This is a genomic window from Oceanospirillum sp., from assembly GCF_982874595.1.
The window spans coordinates 102,326-120,014 of the sequence record NZ_CEYNZH010000006.1; the positions used below are offsets into that span (position 1 = coordinate 102,326).

Annotated in this window: 14 protein-coding genes; 8 read left to right on the plus strand and 6 right to left on the minus strand. The window is 50.7% G+C overall.

Annotated elements, in window-relative coordinates; all coding sequences use genetic code 11:
• From AC4GL5_RS04610 to AC4GL5_RS04625, 4 genes are all read right to left on the minus strand, one after another.
• A complete protein-coding gene (locus AC4GL5_RS04610) occupies positions 1-1,134 on the minus strand; it encodes a vWA domain-containing protein (RefSeq protein ID WP_490381617.1) in 1,134 nt (377 codons plus the stop codon).
• On the minus strand, positions 1,113-1,607 hold the full coding sequence (locus AC4GL5_RS04615; protein WP_490381618.1) for a DUF4381 domain-containing protein: 495 nt from the start codon (positions 1,605-1,607) through the stop codon (positions 1,113-1,115). Before AC4GL5_RS04615 ends, AC4GL5_RS04610 begins: the two co-directional genes overlap by 22 nt.
• A gap of 179 nt (positions 1,608-1,786) precedes the next feature.
• Complete coding sequence (locus AC4GL5_RS04620; RefSeq protein WP_490381619.1) at positions 1,787-2,764, minus strand: DUF58 domain-containing protein; 978 nt, start codon at positions 2,762-2,764, stop codon at positions 1,787-1,789.
• Positions 2,764-3,738, minus strand: coding sequence for an AAA family ATPase (locus AC4GL5_RS04625; RefSeq protein WP_490381620.1), 975 nt, complete (start codon positions 3,736-3,738; stop codon positions 2,764-2,766). The genes AC4GL5_RS04620 and AC4GL5_RS04625 overlap by 1 nt, the downstream gene beginning before the upstream one ends.
• Before the next feature lie 496 nt (positions 3,739-4,234).
• Here AC4GL5_RS04625 and AC4GL5_RS04630 point away from each other — a divergent pair, with 496 nt between their 5' ends.
• The 4 genes from AC4GL5_RS04630 to AC4GL5_RS04645 all read left to right on the plus strand — a co-directional run bounded on the left by AC4GL5_RS04630 (position 4,235) and on the right by AC4GL5_RS04645 (position 10,970).
• On the plus strand, positions 4,235-9,085 hold the full coding sequence (locus AC4GL5_RS04630; protein ID WP_490381621.1) for an NAD-glutamate dehydrogenase: 4,851 nt from the start codon (positions 4,235-4,237) through the stop codon (positions 9,083-9,085).
• 8 nt (positions 9,086-9,093) lie between these two features.
• Complete coding sequence (locus AC4GL5_RS04635; RefSeq protein ID WP_490381622.1) at positions 9,094-9,315, plus strand: DUF2835 domain-containing protein; 222 nt, start codon at positions 9,094-9,096, stop codon at positions 9,313-9,315.
• A 55-nt stretch (positions 9,316-9,370) separates the two neighbouring features.
• The gene (locus tag AC4GL5_RS04640) at positions 9,371-9,814 is read left to right on the plus strand and encodes a hypothetical protein (RefSeq protein WP_490381623.1); all 444 of its coding nucleotides are present in this window, start codon (positions 9,371-9,373) and stop codon (positions 9,812-9,814) included.
• Positions 9,815-9,935: 121 nt separating this feature from the next.
• Positions 9,936-10,970 (plus strand): quinone-dependent dihydroorotate dehydrogenase, encoded by a 1,035-nt coding sequence (locus AC4GL5_RS04645; RefSeq protein WP_490381624.1) that lies wholly within the window; start codon positions 9,936-9,938, stop codon positions 10,968-10,970.
• 113 nt (positions 10,971-11,083) lie between these two features.
• Here AC4GL5_RS04645 and rmf read toward each other — a convergent pair whose 3' ends face one another.
• Positions 11,084-11,293 carry a ribosome modulation factor gene (rmf, locus tag AC4GL5_RS04650; protein ID WP_490381625.1) on the minus strand — a complete coding sequence of 70 codons (210 nt, stop codon included), beginning with the start codon at positions 11,291-11,293 and terminating at the stop codon, positions 11,084-11,086.
• 467 nt (positions 11,294-11,760) lie between these two features.
• Between rmf and rlmKL the strand changes: the two genes are divergently transcribed.
• Complete coding sequence (gene rlmKL, locus AC4GL5_RS04655; RefSeq protein ID WP_490381626.1) at positions 11,761-13,944, plus strand: bifunctional 23S rRNA (guanine(2069)-N(7))-methyltransferase RlmK/23S rRNA (guanine(2445)-N(2))-methyltransferase RlmL; 2,184 nt, start codon at positions 11,761-11,763, stop codon at positions 13,942-13,944.
• 97 nt (positions 13,945-14,041) lie between these two features.
• Positions 14,042-14,293 (plus strand): glutaredoxin family protein, encoded by a 252-nt coding sequence (locus tag AC4GL5_RS04660; RefSeq protein ID WP_490381627.1) that lies wholly within the window; start codon positions 14,042-14,044, stop codon positions 14,291-14,293.
• 21 nt (positions 14,294-14,314) lie between these two features.
• Here the strand turns inward: AC4GL5_RS04660 and AC4GL5_RS04665 are convergent, their stop codons facing one another.
• Positions 14,315-14,602 carry a WGR domain-containing protein gene (locus AC4GL5_RS04665; protein WP_490381628.1) on the minus strand — a complete coding sequence of 96 codons (288 nt, stop codon included), beginning with the start codon at positions 14,600-14,602 and terminating at the stop codon, positions 14,315-14,317.
• 332 nt (positions 14,603-14,934) lie between these two features.
• Here AC4GL5_RS04665 and pdxB point away from each other — a divergent pair, with 332 nt between their 5' ends.
• On the plus strand, positions 14,935-16,098 hold the full coding sequence (gene pdxB / locus AC4GL5_RS04670; protein WP_490381629.1) for a 4-phosphoerythronate dehydrogenase PdxB: 1,164 nt from the start codon (positions 14,935-14,937) through the stop codon (positions 16,096-16,098).
• 457 nt (positions 16,099-16,555) lie between these two features.
• Positions 16,556-17,584, plus strand: coding sequence for a TRAP transporter substrate-binding protein (locus AC4GL5_RS04675; RefSeq protein ID WP_490381630.1), 1,029 nt, complete (start codon positions 16,556-16,558; stop codon positions 17,582-17,584).
• Positions 17,585-17,689: the final 105 nt, after the last annotated feature.

Here is a 17,689-nt window from a genome sequence, read left to right on the forward strand (position 1 = left end):
TCAATCCCCATCCTGTGTGCTGTTGATTCCTGATGAGGGGCTGGCAGGTTGTTCCTGCCCACTGACTTGTTGTCGCCAGTAGATCAGAAACCAGCGACCGGCAAAGGCACAGATCAAAGACGCAAAAACAAGCAGCAAGGGCCAGTGCATCAGGCTGATTCGCGGACGAAAAACCTGGGCTTGCTGTTCGATCGGTTCCAGTCGGTCAAGTTCCTTGTAGATCGCATCCAGCTCTTCGGTACTTCGGGCCCGAAAGTAGTTTCCCCCGGTCGTTCGGGCGATATTGCGTAGCGTGATCTCATCCAGATCCTGTGATGGATTGATACGCCGGGTCATGCCGAAGAGGGTTTGAACCTCCAGTTCATCAGCCCCAATACCTACGGTGTAGATTTTAAGTTTTTGACCGGCTGCCAGTTGAGCTGCCTGGATTGGGTCGATAGATCCGGCAGTATTGGCACCGTCTGTCAGCAGAACCAGAATCCGGCCATCTTCCGGCTGATCTTTCAGACGTTTGACCGCAAGGCCAATCGTATCGCCGATTGCGGTCTGATCACCGGCCATTCGGGACTGGATTTCACTTAACTGGGTAGAAACGGTTTTGCGGTCATGGGTCATGGGGACATGCAGATAAGCCTGAGAACCGAAGACGATGAGCCCTAAGCGGTCACCTTCTCTGCGGAGAACAAAATCGGATACGATCTCTTTAACCGCTGTCAGACGGGGGATACGTTGTTTATTTAACACCATATCATCCATCTCCATACTGCCGGATATATCCACGGCCAGCATCAGGTCACGGCCTTTATTCGGCAGGGGCTGAGGTTCGCCGACCCATTGAGGGTGGGCGGCCGCGATAATCAATAGCAGCCATAACCACCCCCCCATCAGCAGGCGGAGGGTTTTACGCTGGTTACGCAGGGTGCCGCTTTTTACACTTTGCTGGGAGCTTAGCCAGACAACTCTCAAACGATAATGCCGTGGAGCGGCAGGCGGCATAAAACGATAAACCAGCCAGGGCAGGGGTAGCATCAGAAACACCCAGGGCCAGATAAAAGAGATCTGACCTAAGGGTGCCAGTGGGCCGGAGAAGATATCCAACTGGGTGATGGTATTTAAAGCTGTCGCTTGATCCACCGTTTCACCACCTCAATCAGGGCGTTTTCATCAAAGCTATCAGGTGACGGTTCGTAGGCCTGAATGAGTACCTGGCCGTCACCGTTGCTGAAGTCTTTGGTGCGGCCGCTACGGTCGAGAAACTCAAGCCAGTGTTTGCCAGCCAGCGGAGAGATCTTTTCCCGGTCATAGTTGATCATTGCCATTCGACGCAGCAGCATATTGAGTTCGTTCAGCAAGCGCTGATGTTGGCCGTGTTCTTCAAAACGGGTTCGCATTAACTCCAGTTCTTTCAGTGCATAGCGGCGGGTTCGGGTCCGCAGATAATAACGGCGGATAAGAAAGCTGAGAACCACCAGGGTGATAACGCTGGCAACAGATATCCACCAGACGTTAAGGCTGGGTGTCCAGCCTCCGGAAGGTTCCGGAATGTGGATATCTCTGAGTTGCTCCAGCAGTCTGGAGGCCTCTTGGGTTACTTGTGCGGTGCTCATGTAAGCGGGGCTCCTGCCGAGCTCTGATTATGTGTAATGAATCGTGTTGTAATGGTCAGATGCTTCTGTCGACATATATCTGTTTTGACGATTGATCCGCTTGTTCAGATATCTGTTTGTTGTATCAGGCTTTTTTATACCAAAACAGGGGTTTGGATTATACTGGTTTAAAGTGGATTTTACCGGGTAGCTTTGGCAAAAAACTGTTTCAGTTTGTCAGCCGGTTTCTCCTGTGTGGACAGAGGTATAAAGTGCCCCCGTGCCTTTTGCACGTATTGCTTAAGGGCTGTTTGATGCAGATCAAACTCTTTTCGGTACCGCTCCTGTTCGCTGATTTTCGTTCCGTCGTAGTAATAATCCTGCTTGCCATCAGTCAGAAAGCAGGAGCCGCCCGGCAGTTCCCGTTCCAATGGGTCGCTGATCTGAATCGCTACCAGATTGTGGTTTCGGCTCAACTGGCTCAGGGCCGATGCGTCTTCAAGATCCAGTGACCAGAAATCGCTGATCAGTATGATGAGGCTGCCGTGCCCCGGCTGAGCTGCTATCTGTCGTAATACCTGATTCATTCGGCCCGGTTTGGCCCGGCTGGCTTTGTCGGTGATCTGCCATCCAAGATCGCAGCTGTTTTTCAGCAGTGGCAGCAGACCTTTGTGGCGGGCCTTGGGTTTGACCAATCGGGTTTCATCACCATTAAAGACGAGCCCACCGCAGCGATCCCCTTGGTCGCTTAGCGCCCAGCCCAGAATCGCAGCCGTATTGGCAGCCTGTTCTGCTTTACTTCTTTGACTGCCAAAGAGCATGGAAGCACATAAATCCACGACCAGGTGGATTGGGCGCTCCCGTTCTTCCATAAAGACTTTGGTGTGCGGTCGGCGGGTACGTGCGGTTACTTTCCAGTCCATCAGGCGAATATCATCACCGGGCTGGTAATTGCGGATCTCACTCAGCTCCATGCCGCGGCCCTGTTGCCGTGACCTGTGCTGGCCTGCCAGGGTGGAGCCTGTTGGCGAGCGCAGGTTGAGTCCCAGTAGGTTTTTATGCTCCTGCAAGCGTGTCAGCTTTTCCAGCCGGAGTTCCGGTAGAAAGGGTGTTGCGCCTTGCAGTTGATGCTCGGGCTGCAGGCTTTTGCGGATCTGTCGCCAGGCGGATTGCAGCATTAACTTACCGGGACCTGTTGCAGCAGATGAGCGATAATCTGGTCGGCACTAAAGCCTGCTGCTTCCGCTTCGTAGCGCAGTAGCAGACGGTGACGGAAGACATCCGGTACCATCGCCTGTACATCTTCCGGTGTGACAAAGTCACGGCCTTCCAGCCAGGCATGTGCGCGGGAGCAGCGGTCCAGTGCCAGGGTGGCGCGTGGGCTGACACCGTATTCGATCCACTGGGCGAGATCTTTGTTATAACGATCTGGCCGTCGGGTCGCATCAACCAGGTGCACGATGTACTGCTCAATGCTTTCAGCCATGTAAATATCCAGCACCTCTTTACGGCCCTGGATAATCTCCTGTTGGCTGACAGTGGGAAGTGCTTTGCTGTTGGTTTCACTATCCAGCAGCTCTTTTTGCTCATTGCGGATCAGGCGCAGAATCTCAAGTTCTGCTTCAGCGCTTGGATAGTCCAGATTGGTATGCAGTAAAAAGCGGTCCAGCTGGGCTTCCGGTAGGGGGTAAGTGCCTTCCTGTTCGATCGGGTTCTGGGTTGCCATCACCAGAAAGGTTTCCGGTAGCGGATAACTGGTGTTGCCTACGGTGACCTGGCGTTCCGCCATCGCTTCCAGCAGTGCTGCCTGTACTTTGGCGGGTGCACGGTTGATCTCATCGGCAAGAACAAAGTGATTAAACACCGGCCCCTGCTGAAAGCTGAAACTGTTATGTTCCGGCCGGTAGATATCGGTGCCGGTAATATCGGCGGGCAGCAGATCCGGAGTGAACTGAATGCGCTGGAAATCACCCTCAAGACAGTCCGACAGAGATTTGATCGCCTTGGTCTTTGCCAGTCCCGGCGGGCCTTCAACTAAGAGATGGCCATCGGCCAGCAGGGCGATCAGAAGTCGGCTGAGCAGCGTTTCCTGCCCGATGATCTGACTTTTTAAGTGGTCATGCAGAGACTGAAAAGCGTCGCGAACACTCATGGTTATCCTTACATTGCCGGGTCTTGCGCTGTTCTGTTGTGGTTTCGGAACAGGCTCGGTGCTGAATCATGATCCGCAGGTACGTCCGAAGGCAGAACCGGTTACGGGTGCTGGCTGTTCGGGTTCTGTAACCTGCGTTTAAGACAGTCAGCGAGTATAACGAGATTAGTTTCTGACTGGCTAGGGTTCTGATCAATGAAATTCTTTGAGGTTCCTGTAAAAAGTAATCCTCTGATTTTTAAACTAAACTTTGATCTGGAAGAAACCTAAATGATGGCGGAAGGTCGCTTTAGCGCAGTTTTCGTGCTGTGGGCGCGACCTCTTATGTTGTTCGCTTCTTCCCCTATGCTTTTTTGTAATACATCATCGGTACAGTGGTTGATTTGTACTATGTTTTCAACAAAGCTATCCCATAGAGAACAGGTGTTATGCCTGTTTTATTATGGATTTAAGTCACATAAAGTCATCCCGGTATCATCTCTGAGGTTAATTGACGATGTATCAAGCCAGTGAAGGTCATAAACAGTTTCTCGGTCTTCTGGAAGACCAGCTCACACAAAAGTTTTCTGAAAAACAGGCAAAAGATATCAGCACTTTTGCCGGTCTTTATTACGCATCTGCTTCCTTAGAAGAGCTGACGGAACGTCGTTCGGATGACCTGTACGGTGCTACTGTTTCTGCGTGGAACTTTGTACAGAAACACGATAATACCGAGCCTAAAATCCGTGTTTATAACCCGGACTTTGAGCAGCACGGCTGGCAGTCTACGCACACCGTTATCGAAGTGCTGCAGCGTGATATGGCTTTCCTGGTGGATTCTGTTCGTATCGAACTGAACCGTCGTGGCTTAACGGTTCACTCGATCCATAACGCGGTGCTTAACTTCCTGCGTGATGACAAAGGCCAGATGACTGAGCTTAAAGGCCGCAGTGAAACCTACAAAGATGGTAAGGGCAGCGCTGAGTCTCTGATCTATATTGAGGTGGATCGTCACACCGATCAGTCTGAGCTGGATGAACTGCGTGACAGCCTGGCCGAAGTGCTGGCTGAGGTATCAACCGCGGTTGAAGACTTCGATCATATGGAGCAGAAATGCTTTGAGCTGGTTGATGCTCTGGCAGCAAGTCGTCCTGCTCATCTGGCAGAAGAGGATGTTAACGAAGCCGTTGATTTCCTGAAGTGGCTGAACGATGAACACTTCACCTTCCTGGGTTATGACGAGTACGAAGTTGCTGACGAAGATGGCAAGAAAGTACTGAAACTGGTTCCGGGTTCTGAGATGGGTGTCCTGAAACTGGATGATCCGCGTTACAACCCTCAGGACCGTAACGAGCTGGCGCTGGATGGCCGTCAGTTTGTCCTGATTCCTGAACTACTGACCTTCGCAAAAGCCCCTGAGCACGCTCGTGTTCACCGTCCTGCGTACCCGGATTACATCCGTATCAAGCGTTTTGATGACAAGGGTAATCTGGTGGGTGAGAGCCGTTTCCTGGGTCTGTACACCGCTTCTGTGTACAACGAAACCCCACGTAACGTACCGATCCTGCGTAAGAAAATTCAGGCGGTTCTGCAGGCTTCCGGCCTTGATCCAAATGGCCACAACGGCAAGCAGCTGATTCAGATTCTGGAAGTGTATCCGCGCGATGACCTGTTCCAGATCGGTCTGCACGAGCTGACTGAAACTGCGGTTGCCATCATGAACATCCGCGAGCGCCGCAAAGTACGTCTGTTTATCCGTGAAGACCGCTTCGGTAAGCTGTTCTCCTGCTTGGTTTATGTGCCGCGTGACATCTTCAGCACGGAACTGCGCCACAAGCTGCGTGACCTGCTGTGTGAAGAGCTGGATGCCCACGGTAATGAGTTCCACACCTACTTCTCCGAGTCTGTGCTGGCCCGTTCTCAGCTGATTCTGCGTTTCAATGGCGATACACCGCCTAAGTACGATATCCGCGCGATTGAGAAGAAAGTGATTCAGGTAGTTCGTTCTTGGAGCGATGATCTGGCAGAAGCGCTGGTTGAAGGTTATGGCGAAGAGAAAGCAAACGCTTACCTGCGCCTGTACCGTGATGCCTTCCCGGCCAGCTACCGTGAAGATTACAGCCCGCGTACCGCTGTTTTTGATATTGGTTACATTGATGAGCTGAACGACAAGCGTTCGGTGACCATGTCTTTCTATCGCCAGCTGGAAGCTGAAAACAACCATCTGCAGTTCAAACTGTTCCATAAGAACGAGCAGCTGCCTCTGTCTGATGTGATTCCGGTTCTGGAAAATCTGGGCATGCGTGTTGTGGGTGAGCACCCGTACGAGATTGCCCGTGGCGATGGTGAAGTGATCTGGGTTCACGACTTCTCCCTTGAGCCATCATCCGGTCAGCTGGATGCCCCTCTGGTGGAAGTGCGTGATGTTTTCCAGGAAGCCTTCGAGCAGATCTGGAACGGTTCCGCTGAAAATGACAGCTTTAACCGTCTGGTACTGACCTCACGCCTGAACTGGCGTCAGGTGACGGTACTGCGTGCGTATGCCAAGTACATGAAACAGATCCGTTTCAGCTTCGGTCAGAGCTATATCGCTACAACGCTGGGTAACCACTCCAATATCACCAGTATGCTGCTGGAGCTGTTTACGCTGCGTTTCGACCCTAAGGCGAACTACTCAGAGTCGATTGAAGAGTCTCTGGTTAACCGCATTAAAGAGTCGCTGGATCAGGTTCAGTCTCTGACGGAAGATATGATTCTGCGTCGTTACATGCAGTTGATGCTGGCAACGTTGCGTACTAACTTCTACCAGCTGGACAACGAAGGCGGTATTAAGTCTTACGTCTCCTTCAAGCTGGATACCAAACAGATTCCGGATGTGCCGCTGCCGCGTCCTATGTTCGAGATCTTCGTTTACTCTCCGCGTGTGGAAGGTGTGCACCTACGTGGCGGTAAAGTGGCCCGTGGTGGTCTGCGTTGGTCGGATCGTCACGAAGACTTCCGTACCGAAGTTCTGGGTCTGGTTAAAGCTCAGCAGGTTAAGAACTCTGTGATCGTGCCTGTGGGGGCGAAAGGTGGTTTTGTCAGTAAGTGTCCGCCTGCAAGCGGCGACCGTGACGATATCCTGCAGGAAGGTATCGCCTGTTATAAAACCTTTATCAACGCCCTGCTGGATGTGACCGACAATCTGGTTGAAGGTGAAGTGGTTCCGCCTAAACAGGTGGTGCGTCACGATGAAGATGATCCGTATCTGGTTGTTGCAGCCGATAAAGGCACCGCAACCTTCTCAGACATCGCGAACGGTATCTCTGAGGAACACGGCTTCTGGCTGAAAGATGCCTTCGCATCCGGTGGTGCTAACGGCTACGACCACAAGAAAATGGGTATTACAGCCCGTGGTGCGTGGGTTTCTGTACAGCGTCACTTCCGTGAATTCGGTCATGATGTTCAGAATGAAGATTTCACCGTTGTGGGTATCGGTGATATGAGCGGTGACGTATTCGGCAACGGTATGCTGCTGTCTGAGCACATTCAGCTGGTCTGTGCCTTTAACCATCTGCATATCTTTGTTGATCCGAATCCGGATGCTCTGAGCAGCTTCCGTGAGCGTCAGCGCTTGTTTGATCTGCCGCGTTCAAGCTGGGCAGACTACAACGCGAAACTGATCTCTGAGGGCGGTGGTATCTTCTCCCGTTCGGCCAAATCCATCGTGATTACGCCTCAGATGAAAGCACGTTTTGATATTCAGGAAGACCACTTGTCACCGAATGACCTGATCTCTGCGGTTCTGAAAGCACCAGTAGATCTGGTCTGGAACGGCGGTATCGGTACCTACGTGAAAGCAACCTCTGAAAGCCATGCCGATGCGGGTGATAAGGCTAATGATGGCCTGCGTATCAATGGTAACCAGATGCGTGCCCGTGTTCTGGGTGAAGGGGGTAACCTGGGTGTGACTCAGCGTGCCCGTATCGAATACGGACAGCACGGTGGCGCATCAAACACCGACTTTATTGATAATGCTGGTGGCGTGGATTGTTCTGACCACGAGGTAAACATCAAGATTCTGCTGGCTGAGCTGGTGGAACAGGGTGATATGACCGAAAAACAGCGTAACCAGCTGCTGGAAGCGATGACCGAAGAAGTCGGTGATCTGGTTCTGAAGAACAACTACAGCCAGTCTCAGGCCCTGAGTTTGGCTAAGATCATGGCGAAAGAGGGCATCGGTCAGTTCCGTCGCTTTATCAACGCACTGGAAAGTGAAGGCAAGCTGAACCGCGAGCTGGAATTTATCCCAGGTGATGATGAGTTGCTGGAGCGTTTCAACCAGGGTGAAGGTCTGACCCGTGCAGAGCTGTCGGTACTGATTTCCTATGCGAAGTCTGACCTGAAGCAGGCGCTGCTGGCGACAGAAGTACCGGACGATAGCTTTATTGAGCGTGAAGTCGAGCGTGCTTTCCCTCGTGTTCTGATGGAGAAGTACAAGCCTGCGATGTACAACCACCGCCTGAAGCGGGAAATTGTATCGACTCAGCTGGCAAATGATCTGGTGGATCACGGTGGTATCGCCTTTATTCATCGTCTGATCGACTCCTCGGGTGCCGAGGCTGCCGAGATCGCCCGTGCCTACGTGGTAACCCGTGAAGTCTTTGGTATCCACAACCTGTGGAGCCAGATCGAAGAGCTGGACAACCGTGTCGACAGCTCGGTTCAGTACGACATGATGCTGGAACTGATGCGTCTGATCCGTCGTGCAACCCGTTGGTTCCTGCGTCCGCATCTGGCCAATCTGCCGGTTCGTGATGTGATCGAACTGTACGAGCCGAAAGTTCGTATGCTGAGCGAAGGGATTGGTGAGCGTCTGCGTGGTGCACAGCTGGAGAGCTGGGCCCAATCCCGTGAAGATCTGGTCAGCAAGGGCGTTCCTGAAGCACTGGCGGATCAGGTTGCGGCAACTTCTGGTCTGTACTCTCTGCTGGGTATCGTGGAAGCGGAACGTGCCACTGGTGAGAAACTGCAGCGTGTTGCAGAAGTGTACTTCGAGCTGGGCCACCAGCTGGATCTGCAGTGGATTAGTCAGAAGATCACTCAGCTGAATGTTCATGACAGCTGGGAAGCGCTGGCCCGTGAAACCTTCCGCGATGATCTTGACTGGCAGAGCCGCGCTCTGGCGATCAGTGTGATTCAGATGGAAGATGGCGCGCTTGACGTTGAAGGTCGTGTGACTCAGTGGATGACACGTCACCAGCATCAGGTGAACCGTTGGCAGACCATCCTGCATGAGATTGAAAGCGGCAACAAAGCCGACTTCCCGATCTACTCAGTGGCCATGCGTGAACTTTTTGACTTGGCACAGATGCAAATGGAGGCATAATATGCCCCATGCAGGAAGTCATCATTTCACTCAGCTTAAGTGCTGAAAAATATCTTGAGTATTATCGCGGTTACGCTTCCGGCGTAATCGCTTACGATACCCTCGGCAGGCGGGTGCAGTTACCCGCCTCCGTGTTGCGCCAGTTTGTTACCCACAAGGGGATTCATGGTGTATTCAGGGTAACGTTCGGACCCGGTAATAAGTTCAAGAGCATAGAAAGGGTAGCCTGAAAGGGCTGCCCTTTTTTGCGTGCTGAGCAATAAATAACGAATAAGGACTATGGATTTGAAGGATTCAATTTTTGCGACGATCTTAGCTGGCGTATCTGTATTTGTGGTTGGGCAGTTTGTTTTGAAGCTAGTTTTAGAGCCAATTGTCGGTTTTAAAGAGAGCATTGGTGAGGTAGCTGCTTTCTGCTTAAGATATCGAGCGAAAATCACTAATCGTCGAGCAACACTGGAAATGCAAGAAGACCTGAAGTGCTTAATTGCTTCCATGAGAGCAAAGCGCCAAGCGATACCTTTTTACAGGCTGTTGAGATATGTCTTTGCTCTCCCTAGCGATAAGAATCTTGTTGCTGCTTGTCAGTCAATGAACTTAGTTTCTATGGAGATGGTTAAAGAGACATCCAGACAAAATGAAGATCTACCTGGATGTATTGAGATTATGTGGGAGATTCAGAATGTCGAAACTTGTCTTAATATTCGACTGGATTACAGTGATAGCTAGCAGGTCCATATAGAAGAGAGTCAACCCTTATCATTTCACTGTTAATGCTTTTAGTGCGCTGTCAGCGTATAATTCCGCCGTTTTTCATCCGCTTTGATGCATCGCTTTCAGGAGTCCTGTCATGTACGGTTTAGCGCGCAATATTCTGTTCCGTTTTTCTGGTGAAACGGCCCATGAGTTGGCTTTGGATGGCCTGAATGCCGCCAATCGTCTGGGTGTTTTGTCTCCTTTTGTGGCAAAACCGGTTCAGGCTCCGGTTGAAGTGATGGGCATTAAATTTCCGAATGCTGTCGGTATGGCGGCGGGGCTGGATAAGAACGCTGATTATCTGGATGCGCTGGGCACGCTAGGCTTTGGTTTTGTTGAGGTAGGTACGGTGACCCCTAAACCTCAGCCGGGTAATGACAAGCCTCGTCTGTTCCGTATTCCGGAGAAAGAAGCCATCATCAACCGTATGGGCTTTAACAACAAAGGTGTGCATCATCTGGTTGAGCAAGTTAAGCAGCGTAAGTTTTCGGGTATTGTCGGTATCAATATCGGTAAGAACCTGACCACCTCGGTCGACGATGCAGAAAAAGATTATCTGTACTGCCTGAAAGAAGTTTATCCACACGCGGACTATGTCACGGTTAACATCTCTTCTCCAAACACTCCTGGGTTGCGTAGTCTTCAGTTTGGCGAAACCCTTGAAGCGCTGCTGCGAGCGCTGAAAGAGGAACAGACCCGTCTGGCTGAACAGCATCAGCGTTATGTACCGATCGCCGTTAAGATCGCTCCGGATATGACTGATGATGAGATTAAGCTGGTAGCGGATAACATCCGTAATCAGAAGATGGATGCGGTGATTGCAACTAACACGACGTTGGATCGTGATGCGGTTCTTGGACTGGATAATGCAGATGAAGCCGGTGGCCTGAGCGGCAAACCGGTACGGGATAAGTCCACACACGTCATTAAAGTGCTGGCGGAAACCTTGCAGGGCGAACTGCCGATTATCGGTGTGGGGGGTATTGATTGTGCCGAAGCCGCTTGTGAAAAGATTGAAGCGGGTGCGAGTCTGGTTCAGGTTTACACCGGTTTTATCTATCAGGGTCCTAAACTGGTGAAAGAAGTCGCTGAAGCGGTTGCTGCTTTACAGGCGTCCCGTAAGTCTTAATCGTTTTGAACGATATTTCAGGCTGATACTAAAAAGGCTCGCAGTTGCGAGCCTTAGAATTTTGGGGGAGACGATCCTGATTCAGCCCGTCGACTGATCAGTGATCCGAAACATTAAGACAGTACGGTCGGGTTCTTGTGGATCCCGGAGACACCTGTCATACCCGCCCAGGAATCAGCGCGGCCTTCTCGCCATCCGCTCATCCAATATTGTCGGGTATCTATGTTGTTATTTGGGCAGAGATCACGGGATTTTCCGGATACGCCCGCTTGGTAACCACGTAAAAAAGCTCGTTGGGCAGGGTCTCTTTTTTGTCTTTTCATAATGAGTAACGCCTCGTAGCTATCTGTGGAGTTTGCCTGGACACCGATGCTCTGTTTGAGTTTTTACGGTGGGCCGAAATAGTAACGGCCTCCGGCAAACACTCCCTAAATGTAAAGTCCTGTGGCACTTGGATGCCGGTTTTTCAGGTCTGACTTCAGACTCCATCGGAATCTGAAAAGACATCAGGTTTCTTTAACCTCCGGTCTGATGTTGCGTACAGATTCTTTGAAAATGTTTCTGAAGAGCCTGTACTTTTAAAGACCTGTTTAGGGGTTTAGAGTTCACTCTTGTTTTACGAATGTGTTCGTTTACGACGTTTGCGCAAGATGTGCGACAACAGTTAAGTTGTAGTTGAATTGACATACTTTGTCGAACACCTTTTTTTCATAATCCTGCCATTCTTTAGGCTGTGCAGGAATAACGAACAGGCTAAATACCGTTAGCCTGTTGAATTGGCTGGGAAATAATGGCGTTACTAGATCTTTTTTTAACCTGTCCGAAAAGCCTTGAAGGCCTGTTGGCACAGGAATGTGCTCAACTGGGTGCAGAGAATGTTAAGGAAAAAGTCGCTGGTGTTCAGTGTCAGGCAACGCTGGAAGTGGCTTATCGACTCTGTTTATGGTCGCGTTTGGCCAACCGGGTGCTGCTCCGTCTTTATACTGGCCCGGCAGAAACTGCGGATGAAATGTACGATACTGTCCAGTGGGTCAACTGGCAGGAACACATGCAGGAGATGGGTACACTTGCGGTAGATTTTTCCGGGACTAACCGTGAGATCCGCAATACGCACTTTGCTGCACAGCGTGTTAAAGATGCTATTGTTGATCAGCTGAAAGAGAAAACCGGTCATCGTCACTCGGTGGATAAAGATCGCCCGTCGATGCGGGTTAATGCCCGACTTAACCGTGGCGAGGTAGTACTGAGTCTGGATCTGTCCGGCAGCAGTCTGCACCAGCGTGGCTATCGTCTGGATGGTGCGATGGCACCCCTGAAAGAGAACCTGGCGGCAGCAATTCTCATCCGCTCCGGCTGGCCTGAGCTGGCGAAAGAGGGAAAACCGCTGATCGATCCGATGTGTGGTTCCGGTACGCTGCTGATTGAGGCGGCACTGATCGCCATGGATCAGGCGCCAGGCCTGAACCGCAGCCACTTCGGCTTTTTCACCTGGAAGCAGCACGATTTTGATCTCTGGCGTGAAGTGGAGCATGAGGCAGAAGCCCGTGCCTCTATTGGTCGCAAGCGCTGGAATGGTCTTATCTACGGTTACGATGCCAGCGGCAAAGCGCTGGTCGCTGCTCAGAAGAACATTCGTCGTGCGGGTCTGGATAAAGTCGTTAACGTTACGAAAAAAGAGCTGGCTTATTTTGTTCAGCCAACTCATGCCGGTAATCTGGAAGCGGGTCTGGTCGCGACCAACCCGCCTTACGGTGAGCGTATCAGCGATATGCCGTCGCTGATCCACCTGTACCGTCACTTAGGTGATCGTCTGAAAGAGTCTTTCCCGGGCTGGCAGGTCTCTGTATTCACCGGTAACGCCGATCTATGCCATAAGATGGGGTTGCGCAGTCATAAGCAATACAACATGTTTAACGGCGCACTGCCGTGTAAATTGCTGCTGTTTGCTGTGGCCGCTGATTCCGACCAGCGGGTACGTCCTGATAAGCCGACTCAGAGTACTGAAGAGCTGATTATGGATGAATCCGCCTGGAGTGAAGGCGGGCGTATGTTCGCTAACCGGGTGCGTAAGAACCTGAAAAATCTGAAAAAATGGCTGAAAAAAGAGAAAACGGAGTGCTATCGCGCTTACGACTCTGATATTCCGGAATACGCGGTTGCTGTGGATGTCTACGGTGATCACCTGCATGTTCAGGAATACGCGCCGCCGAAGACGATCGACCCTGCCAAGGCAGAGCGCCGCCTGATGGATGTGATTCAGGTGTTACCGGGCGTCTTCAATATCAACCCGTCCAACATTCACCTGAAGCAGCGTAAGCGCCAATCGGGTCGTGCTCAGTACGAGAAGATGGACAAGAAACGCGAGATGATGACGGTCACTGAAGGGCCGTGCAAACTGCTGGTTAATCTGGATGATTATCTGGATACCGGTTTGTTCCTGGATCATCGTCCGATCCGCACCTATATCGGCGAGCAGTCAAAAGACCTGCGGGTCCTGAACCTGTTCTGCTATACCGCAACGGCGACGGTGCATGCGGCCGTTGGTGGCGCCCGCGGTACGGTCAGTGTTGACCTGTCCAACACCTATCTGGACTGGGGCAAAAAGAACATGCGTCTGAATGGTTTTTACGGTGAAGAGCATGAGTTTATTCAGGCGGACTGCAAACAGTGGTTGCAGGAAAATACCCGTCTGTTTGACCTGATCTTTATGGACCCACCAACCTTCTCCAATTCCAAACGGATGAAGGATGTGTTGGATATCCAGCGCGATCACGTCCGAATGATTCGTCATGCGATGCGCGTACTGGCACCGGGCGGCGCCTTGATCTTTTCCAATAACCTGCGCAGCTTTAAAATGGATGACGCTATTCTGGAAGAGTTTGACGTGCAGGATATCTCTAAAGAATCAGTGCCTACGGATTTTGCCCGTAATCCCAAGATTCACCACTGCTTCGAGATCCGTTATTTTGACTGATCGTCGGGTGTAAAAATTCAGCCTGACGGGACTTCCCCGCAGGCTGAATTTATTTCGGGTTGTTGCGTTTAGCTGTTAGATGCTTCGGAGAACAAAGATGAGTCAGGTTTTAAATCTTTACACCACACTTGGTTGCCATTTGTGTGAGCAGGCGCTGGCGATTGTGCATCCGCTGGTGGCAGAAAAAGGGATTGAGCTTAAGCTCGTAGAGATCAGTGAGTCGGAAGCTCTGGTGGAGCAGTACGGTATTCGTATTCCGGTGATTCGTCTTGAGGGGCGGGCAGAGGAGCTGGGTTGGCCGTTCGATCAGACGGCTGCCGAAGAGTATCTGGCGCTGGCAGAAGCCTAAAGTTGCCAGCGTTTGATCTGTTTAGCCGGTGGGCAGCTCGCCGGCTTTCATCAGGTCGGAGAAGAGATCAGCGGCTTCTTCACTGTCATCCAGCTGCAGCACGCGTTTCATCCCCCGGCTTTCCTGTACGGTGCCGATGCTTTCCATCAGAGTTACCGCTTCTTCATAGGATTCCATCAGAGAGTGCGTCAGACCTCCAAACTGAGTGCCAATCTGCCCCCAGGCTTTGGTTAACAGCCAGTCGCCGAACATATCCTGATGGATATGAACCAGACAGTAATCATGTTCGTTTTGCCAGCGAACAATCACTTGTGCAACTCCTGCGGACTGATATGATTCCCAACTACTCAGCTTTGAATGGGGCTGAAAGTAGTCCCTGTAAAAGTGACATCTTGCCTGTTAAGGCGGTGTTCAAATTTGAGTTCAACATAACTCAGGTCAACGACATAATCTGAGCTGACCGTATTGTACCAGTAAGTACCTGATATAGCAGATAACAAGGGTATTTAAAGCCAGTTCCGACCAGTGGCAGGAATTGAGCCTGAATCCCACGCATTTGTAAAGTGTTGATATGAAAAGCCCTTTCCATCACTGACGTCATTCTCAGTCAATTCGGGCCAAATGAGAACAGAGGAAAACCGATGCACATTATTGCCGACGAAAATATTCCCCTTGTTCAGGAGTTTTTCTCCGAACTGGGATCGATTGAAACCTTGCCGGGCCGCTCGATGACCCGGGAGCAAATTCAGAAGGCCGATGTGTTACTGGTTCGCTCCATCACCAATGTGAATCAGGCTTTGCTGGAAGGGACAAAGGTACGTTTTGTGGCCACAGCAACTATTGGTTGTGATCATATTGATCAGGAGTACCTGTCGGCAAACAATATCGGCTTTGCTAATGCCCCAGGCTGTAATGCCAACTCCGTGGTGGAATATGTTCTGAGTGTGCTTTCTCTTTTGTCGGATCAGGAAGACTTTATTCTGAAAGACAAGACCATAGGGATTATCGGAGCCGGTAATGTTGGTGGACGACTGAAAGATCGCTTAGAAGAGATTGGTCTTAATGTTCTGGTTAACGATCCACCCCGTGCAGAAGCGGAAGGGGCAGAGGGTTTTACCGATCTGGATGAGCTGCTGGAACGGTCCGATATTATTTCTATGCATACTCCGCTGATTAAGCGCGGAGAACATCCGACCCTGCACCTGCTGAATGAAACCCGCATCAACAAATTGAAACCGGAAACCGTGCTGATCAATAGTGGTCGTGGTGCTGCTATTGATACCTTAGCGCTGAAAACCCGGCTGCAGGAAAAAGGTGACCTGTACACGGTTCTGGATGTCTGGGAGTCAGAACCGAATATCGACCATGAACTGCTGGAGCTGGTTGATGTGGGAACACCACATATCGCCGGTTATAGTCTGGATGGCAAATTGGGTGGCACTGAGATGGTTTATCTGTCGGTTTGCCAGCACTTCGGCCTGCCTGCCCGCAAAAAACTAGGTCAGCTGATTCCCGAACCACCCCTACGTAAGATTTCTTTCTCAAATCAGGCCCATCGTTGGCAATCTACGCTCACCGCGATACGTGCCTGCTATGATGTACGTAACGATGATATGGCACTCCGAAGGGCTTTTTCCAAAGCGCAGAAGAAAGGCATTACTCTGGGACAGGCTTTTGATGAACTGCGACGGGCCTATCCGGTGCGTCGGGAGTTTCATACTCTGAAGGTACAGCTGAAAACCAACCAGAAAAAATTGGGTGATCAATTAGAAAAGTTCGGCTTTTCCGTTCGCCTTGGTAAATAGTGGTCTTAATCGCATGAATAATTATTGTTCTAACTAAGAAGGCTATCAACTTCTTCCAATATACCCGGTTTTGCCGGGTATTTTTTTGCTCTGTTGGCGGTGGGATGAACGCCATTTAACCCCTTGTGTCGGGACTTTCCGTTACTCCTCTGATCTGAGGTATTTGTCAAAAACTGACAGATACCTCGGTTAAACCTGCTTTTTTAAGGTTTTTTCTCTGTTTATTTTGCCTTGACGCTTAATCATAAATTTAGCTACGTTAAAAAAGGCGGGTGATTGCCACCTGTAATGCATCGGGAAAAACCGTTCGAAATTTCCCAGCAGGTTTAGTCCTGTTCAGTTTGCTGAGGGTTCAGATTCATTGAGTTATATGCTTTTTACCCAGTGAAATGCATCGGTTCTGGAGACTCAGATCAATTCTACTGCCTTGTTCGGCAGTGTCGGAAGATGGAGTGACATGATGTCAGTAACCAGTCAATTAAAGAAAATCGCAGGAATCTCCTGTGTAGCCGCCACTCTGGCAACGGCAGCCGGAACTGCTCAGGCCGATACGTGGCGTTATGCCCATGAAGAATACAAAGGGGATGTACAGGATGTGTATGCCCATAAATTCAAAGAGTATATCGAGGACAACTCTGAGCATACGCTGAAGATCTACCGCTTTGGCGAGCTGGGTGAGTCGGACGATATTATGGAGCAGACTCAGGCGGGTATCCTGCAGTTTGTAAACCAGTCACCGGGCTTTACCGGTTCTCTGATTCCTGAAGCGCAAATTTTCTTTATCCCTTACCTGTTACCGACTGATATGGAGACTGTGGTTCAGTTCTTCCGTGAGAGTAAAGCGATCAACGAAGACTTTACCGAGCTGTATGCAGATAAAGGCCTTGAGTTACTGAAAATGTATCCCGAAGGGGAGATGGTGGTAACGGCTGATGAGCCAGTGACAAATCCTCAGGACTTTAAAGGTAAGAAAATTCGCGTGATGACGAACCCGCTGTTATCCGCTACTTATGAGGCCTTTGGTGCGACGCCAACGCCGCTGCCGTGGGGGGAGGTCTATGGCGCACTGCAGACCAATATGATTCAGGGGCAGGAAAACCCGATTTTCTGGATTGAATCCGGTGGTCTTTATGAAGTGTCACCGAACCTGATCTTCACTGGCCACGGTTGGTTTACAACGGCTTCTATGGCTAACAAAGACTTCTTTGATGGTCTGTCCGGTAAAGATCAGAAGATGATTCGTGATGCCGCAGAATATGCCTTCAATGAAACCATAGAGCACATTGATGGCCTTGCGGAGCGTTCTCTGGACAAGATTGTTAAGAGCAGCGACAAGGTAACCGTCACTCGCCTTGATGACCGTCAGATTAAGAAGTTTAAAGCCCGCTCTCCTAAGGTGGAAAAAACCTTTATCGAGATGACTGGCAAAGGCGGTAAGCAGCTTCTGAAGCAGTTTAAAGCTGATCTGAAAGCGGTTTCTGAGTAAGCACTTCCTGTATCTGATTCAGGGATACTGATGTCCGGAAGCCCCTCTGGTCGGGGCTTTCGGACCTATATTAACGGCAACGCAGTTTGCCGCTGCATGGGCGAA

Bases quoted from the DNA above. Each gene is read 5' to 3' on its own strand.
- AC4GL5_RS04615 (WP_490381618.1), bottom strand. From the start codon at position 1,607: ATGAGCACCGCACAAGTAACCCAAGAGGCCTCCAGACTGCTGGAGCAA.
- AC4GL5_RS04620 (WP_490381619.1), bottom strand. From the start codon at position 2,764: ATGCTGCAATCCGCCTGGCGACAGATCCGCAAAAGCCTGCAGCCCGAG.
- AC4GL5_RS04625 (WP_490381620.1), bottom strand. From the start codon at position 3,738: ATGAGTGTTCGCGACGCTTTTCAGTCTCTGCATGACCACTTAAAAAGT.
- AC4GL5_RS04630 (WP_490381621.1), top strand. From the start codon at position 4,235: ATGTATCAAGCCAGTGAAGGTCATAAACAGTTTCTCGGTCTTCTGGAA.
- AC4GL5_RS04635 (WP_490381622.1), top strand. From the start codon at position 9,094: ATGCAGGAAGTCATCATTTCACTCAGCTTAAGTGCTGAAAAATATCTT.
- AC4GL5_RS04645 (WP_490381624.1), top strand. From the start codon at position 9,936: ATGTACGGTTTAGCGCGCAATATTCTGTTCCGTTTTTCTGGTGAAACG.
- rmf (WP_490381625.1), bottom strand. From the start codon at position 11,293: ATGAAAAGACAAAAAAGAGACCCTGCCCAACGAGCTTTTTTACGTGGT.
- rlmKL (WP_490381626.1), top strand. From the start codon at position 11,761: ATGGCGTTACTAGATCTTTTTTTAACCTGTCCGAAAAGCCTTGAAGGC.
- AC4GL5_RS04660 (WP_490381627.1), top strand. From the start codon at position 14,042: ATGAGTCAGGTTTTAAATCTTTACACCACACTTGGTTGCCATTTGTGT.
- pdxB (WP_490381629.1), top strand. From the start codon at position 14,935: ATGCACATTATTGCCGACGAAAATATTCCCCTTGTTCAGGAGTTTTTC.
- AC4GL5_RS04675 (WP_490381630.1), top strand. From the start codon at position 16,556: ATGATGTCAGTAACCAGTCAATTAAAGAAAATCGCAGGAATCTCCTGT.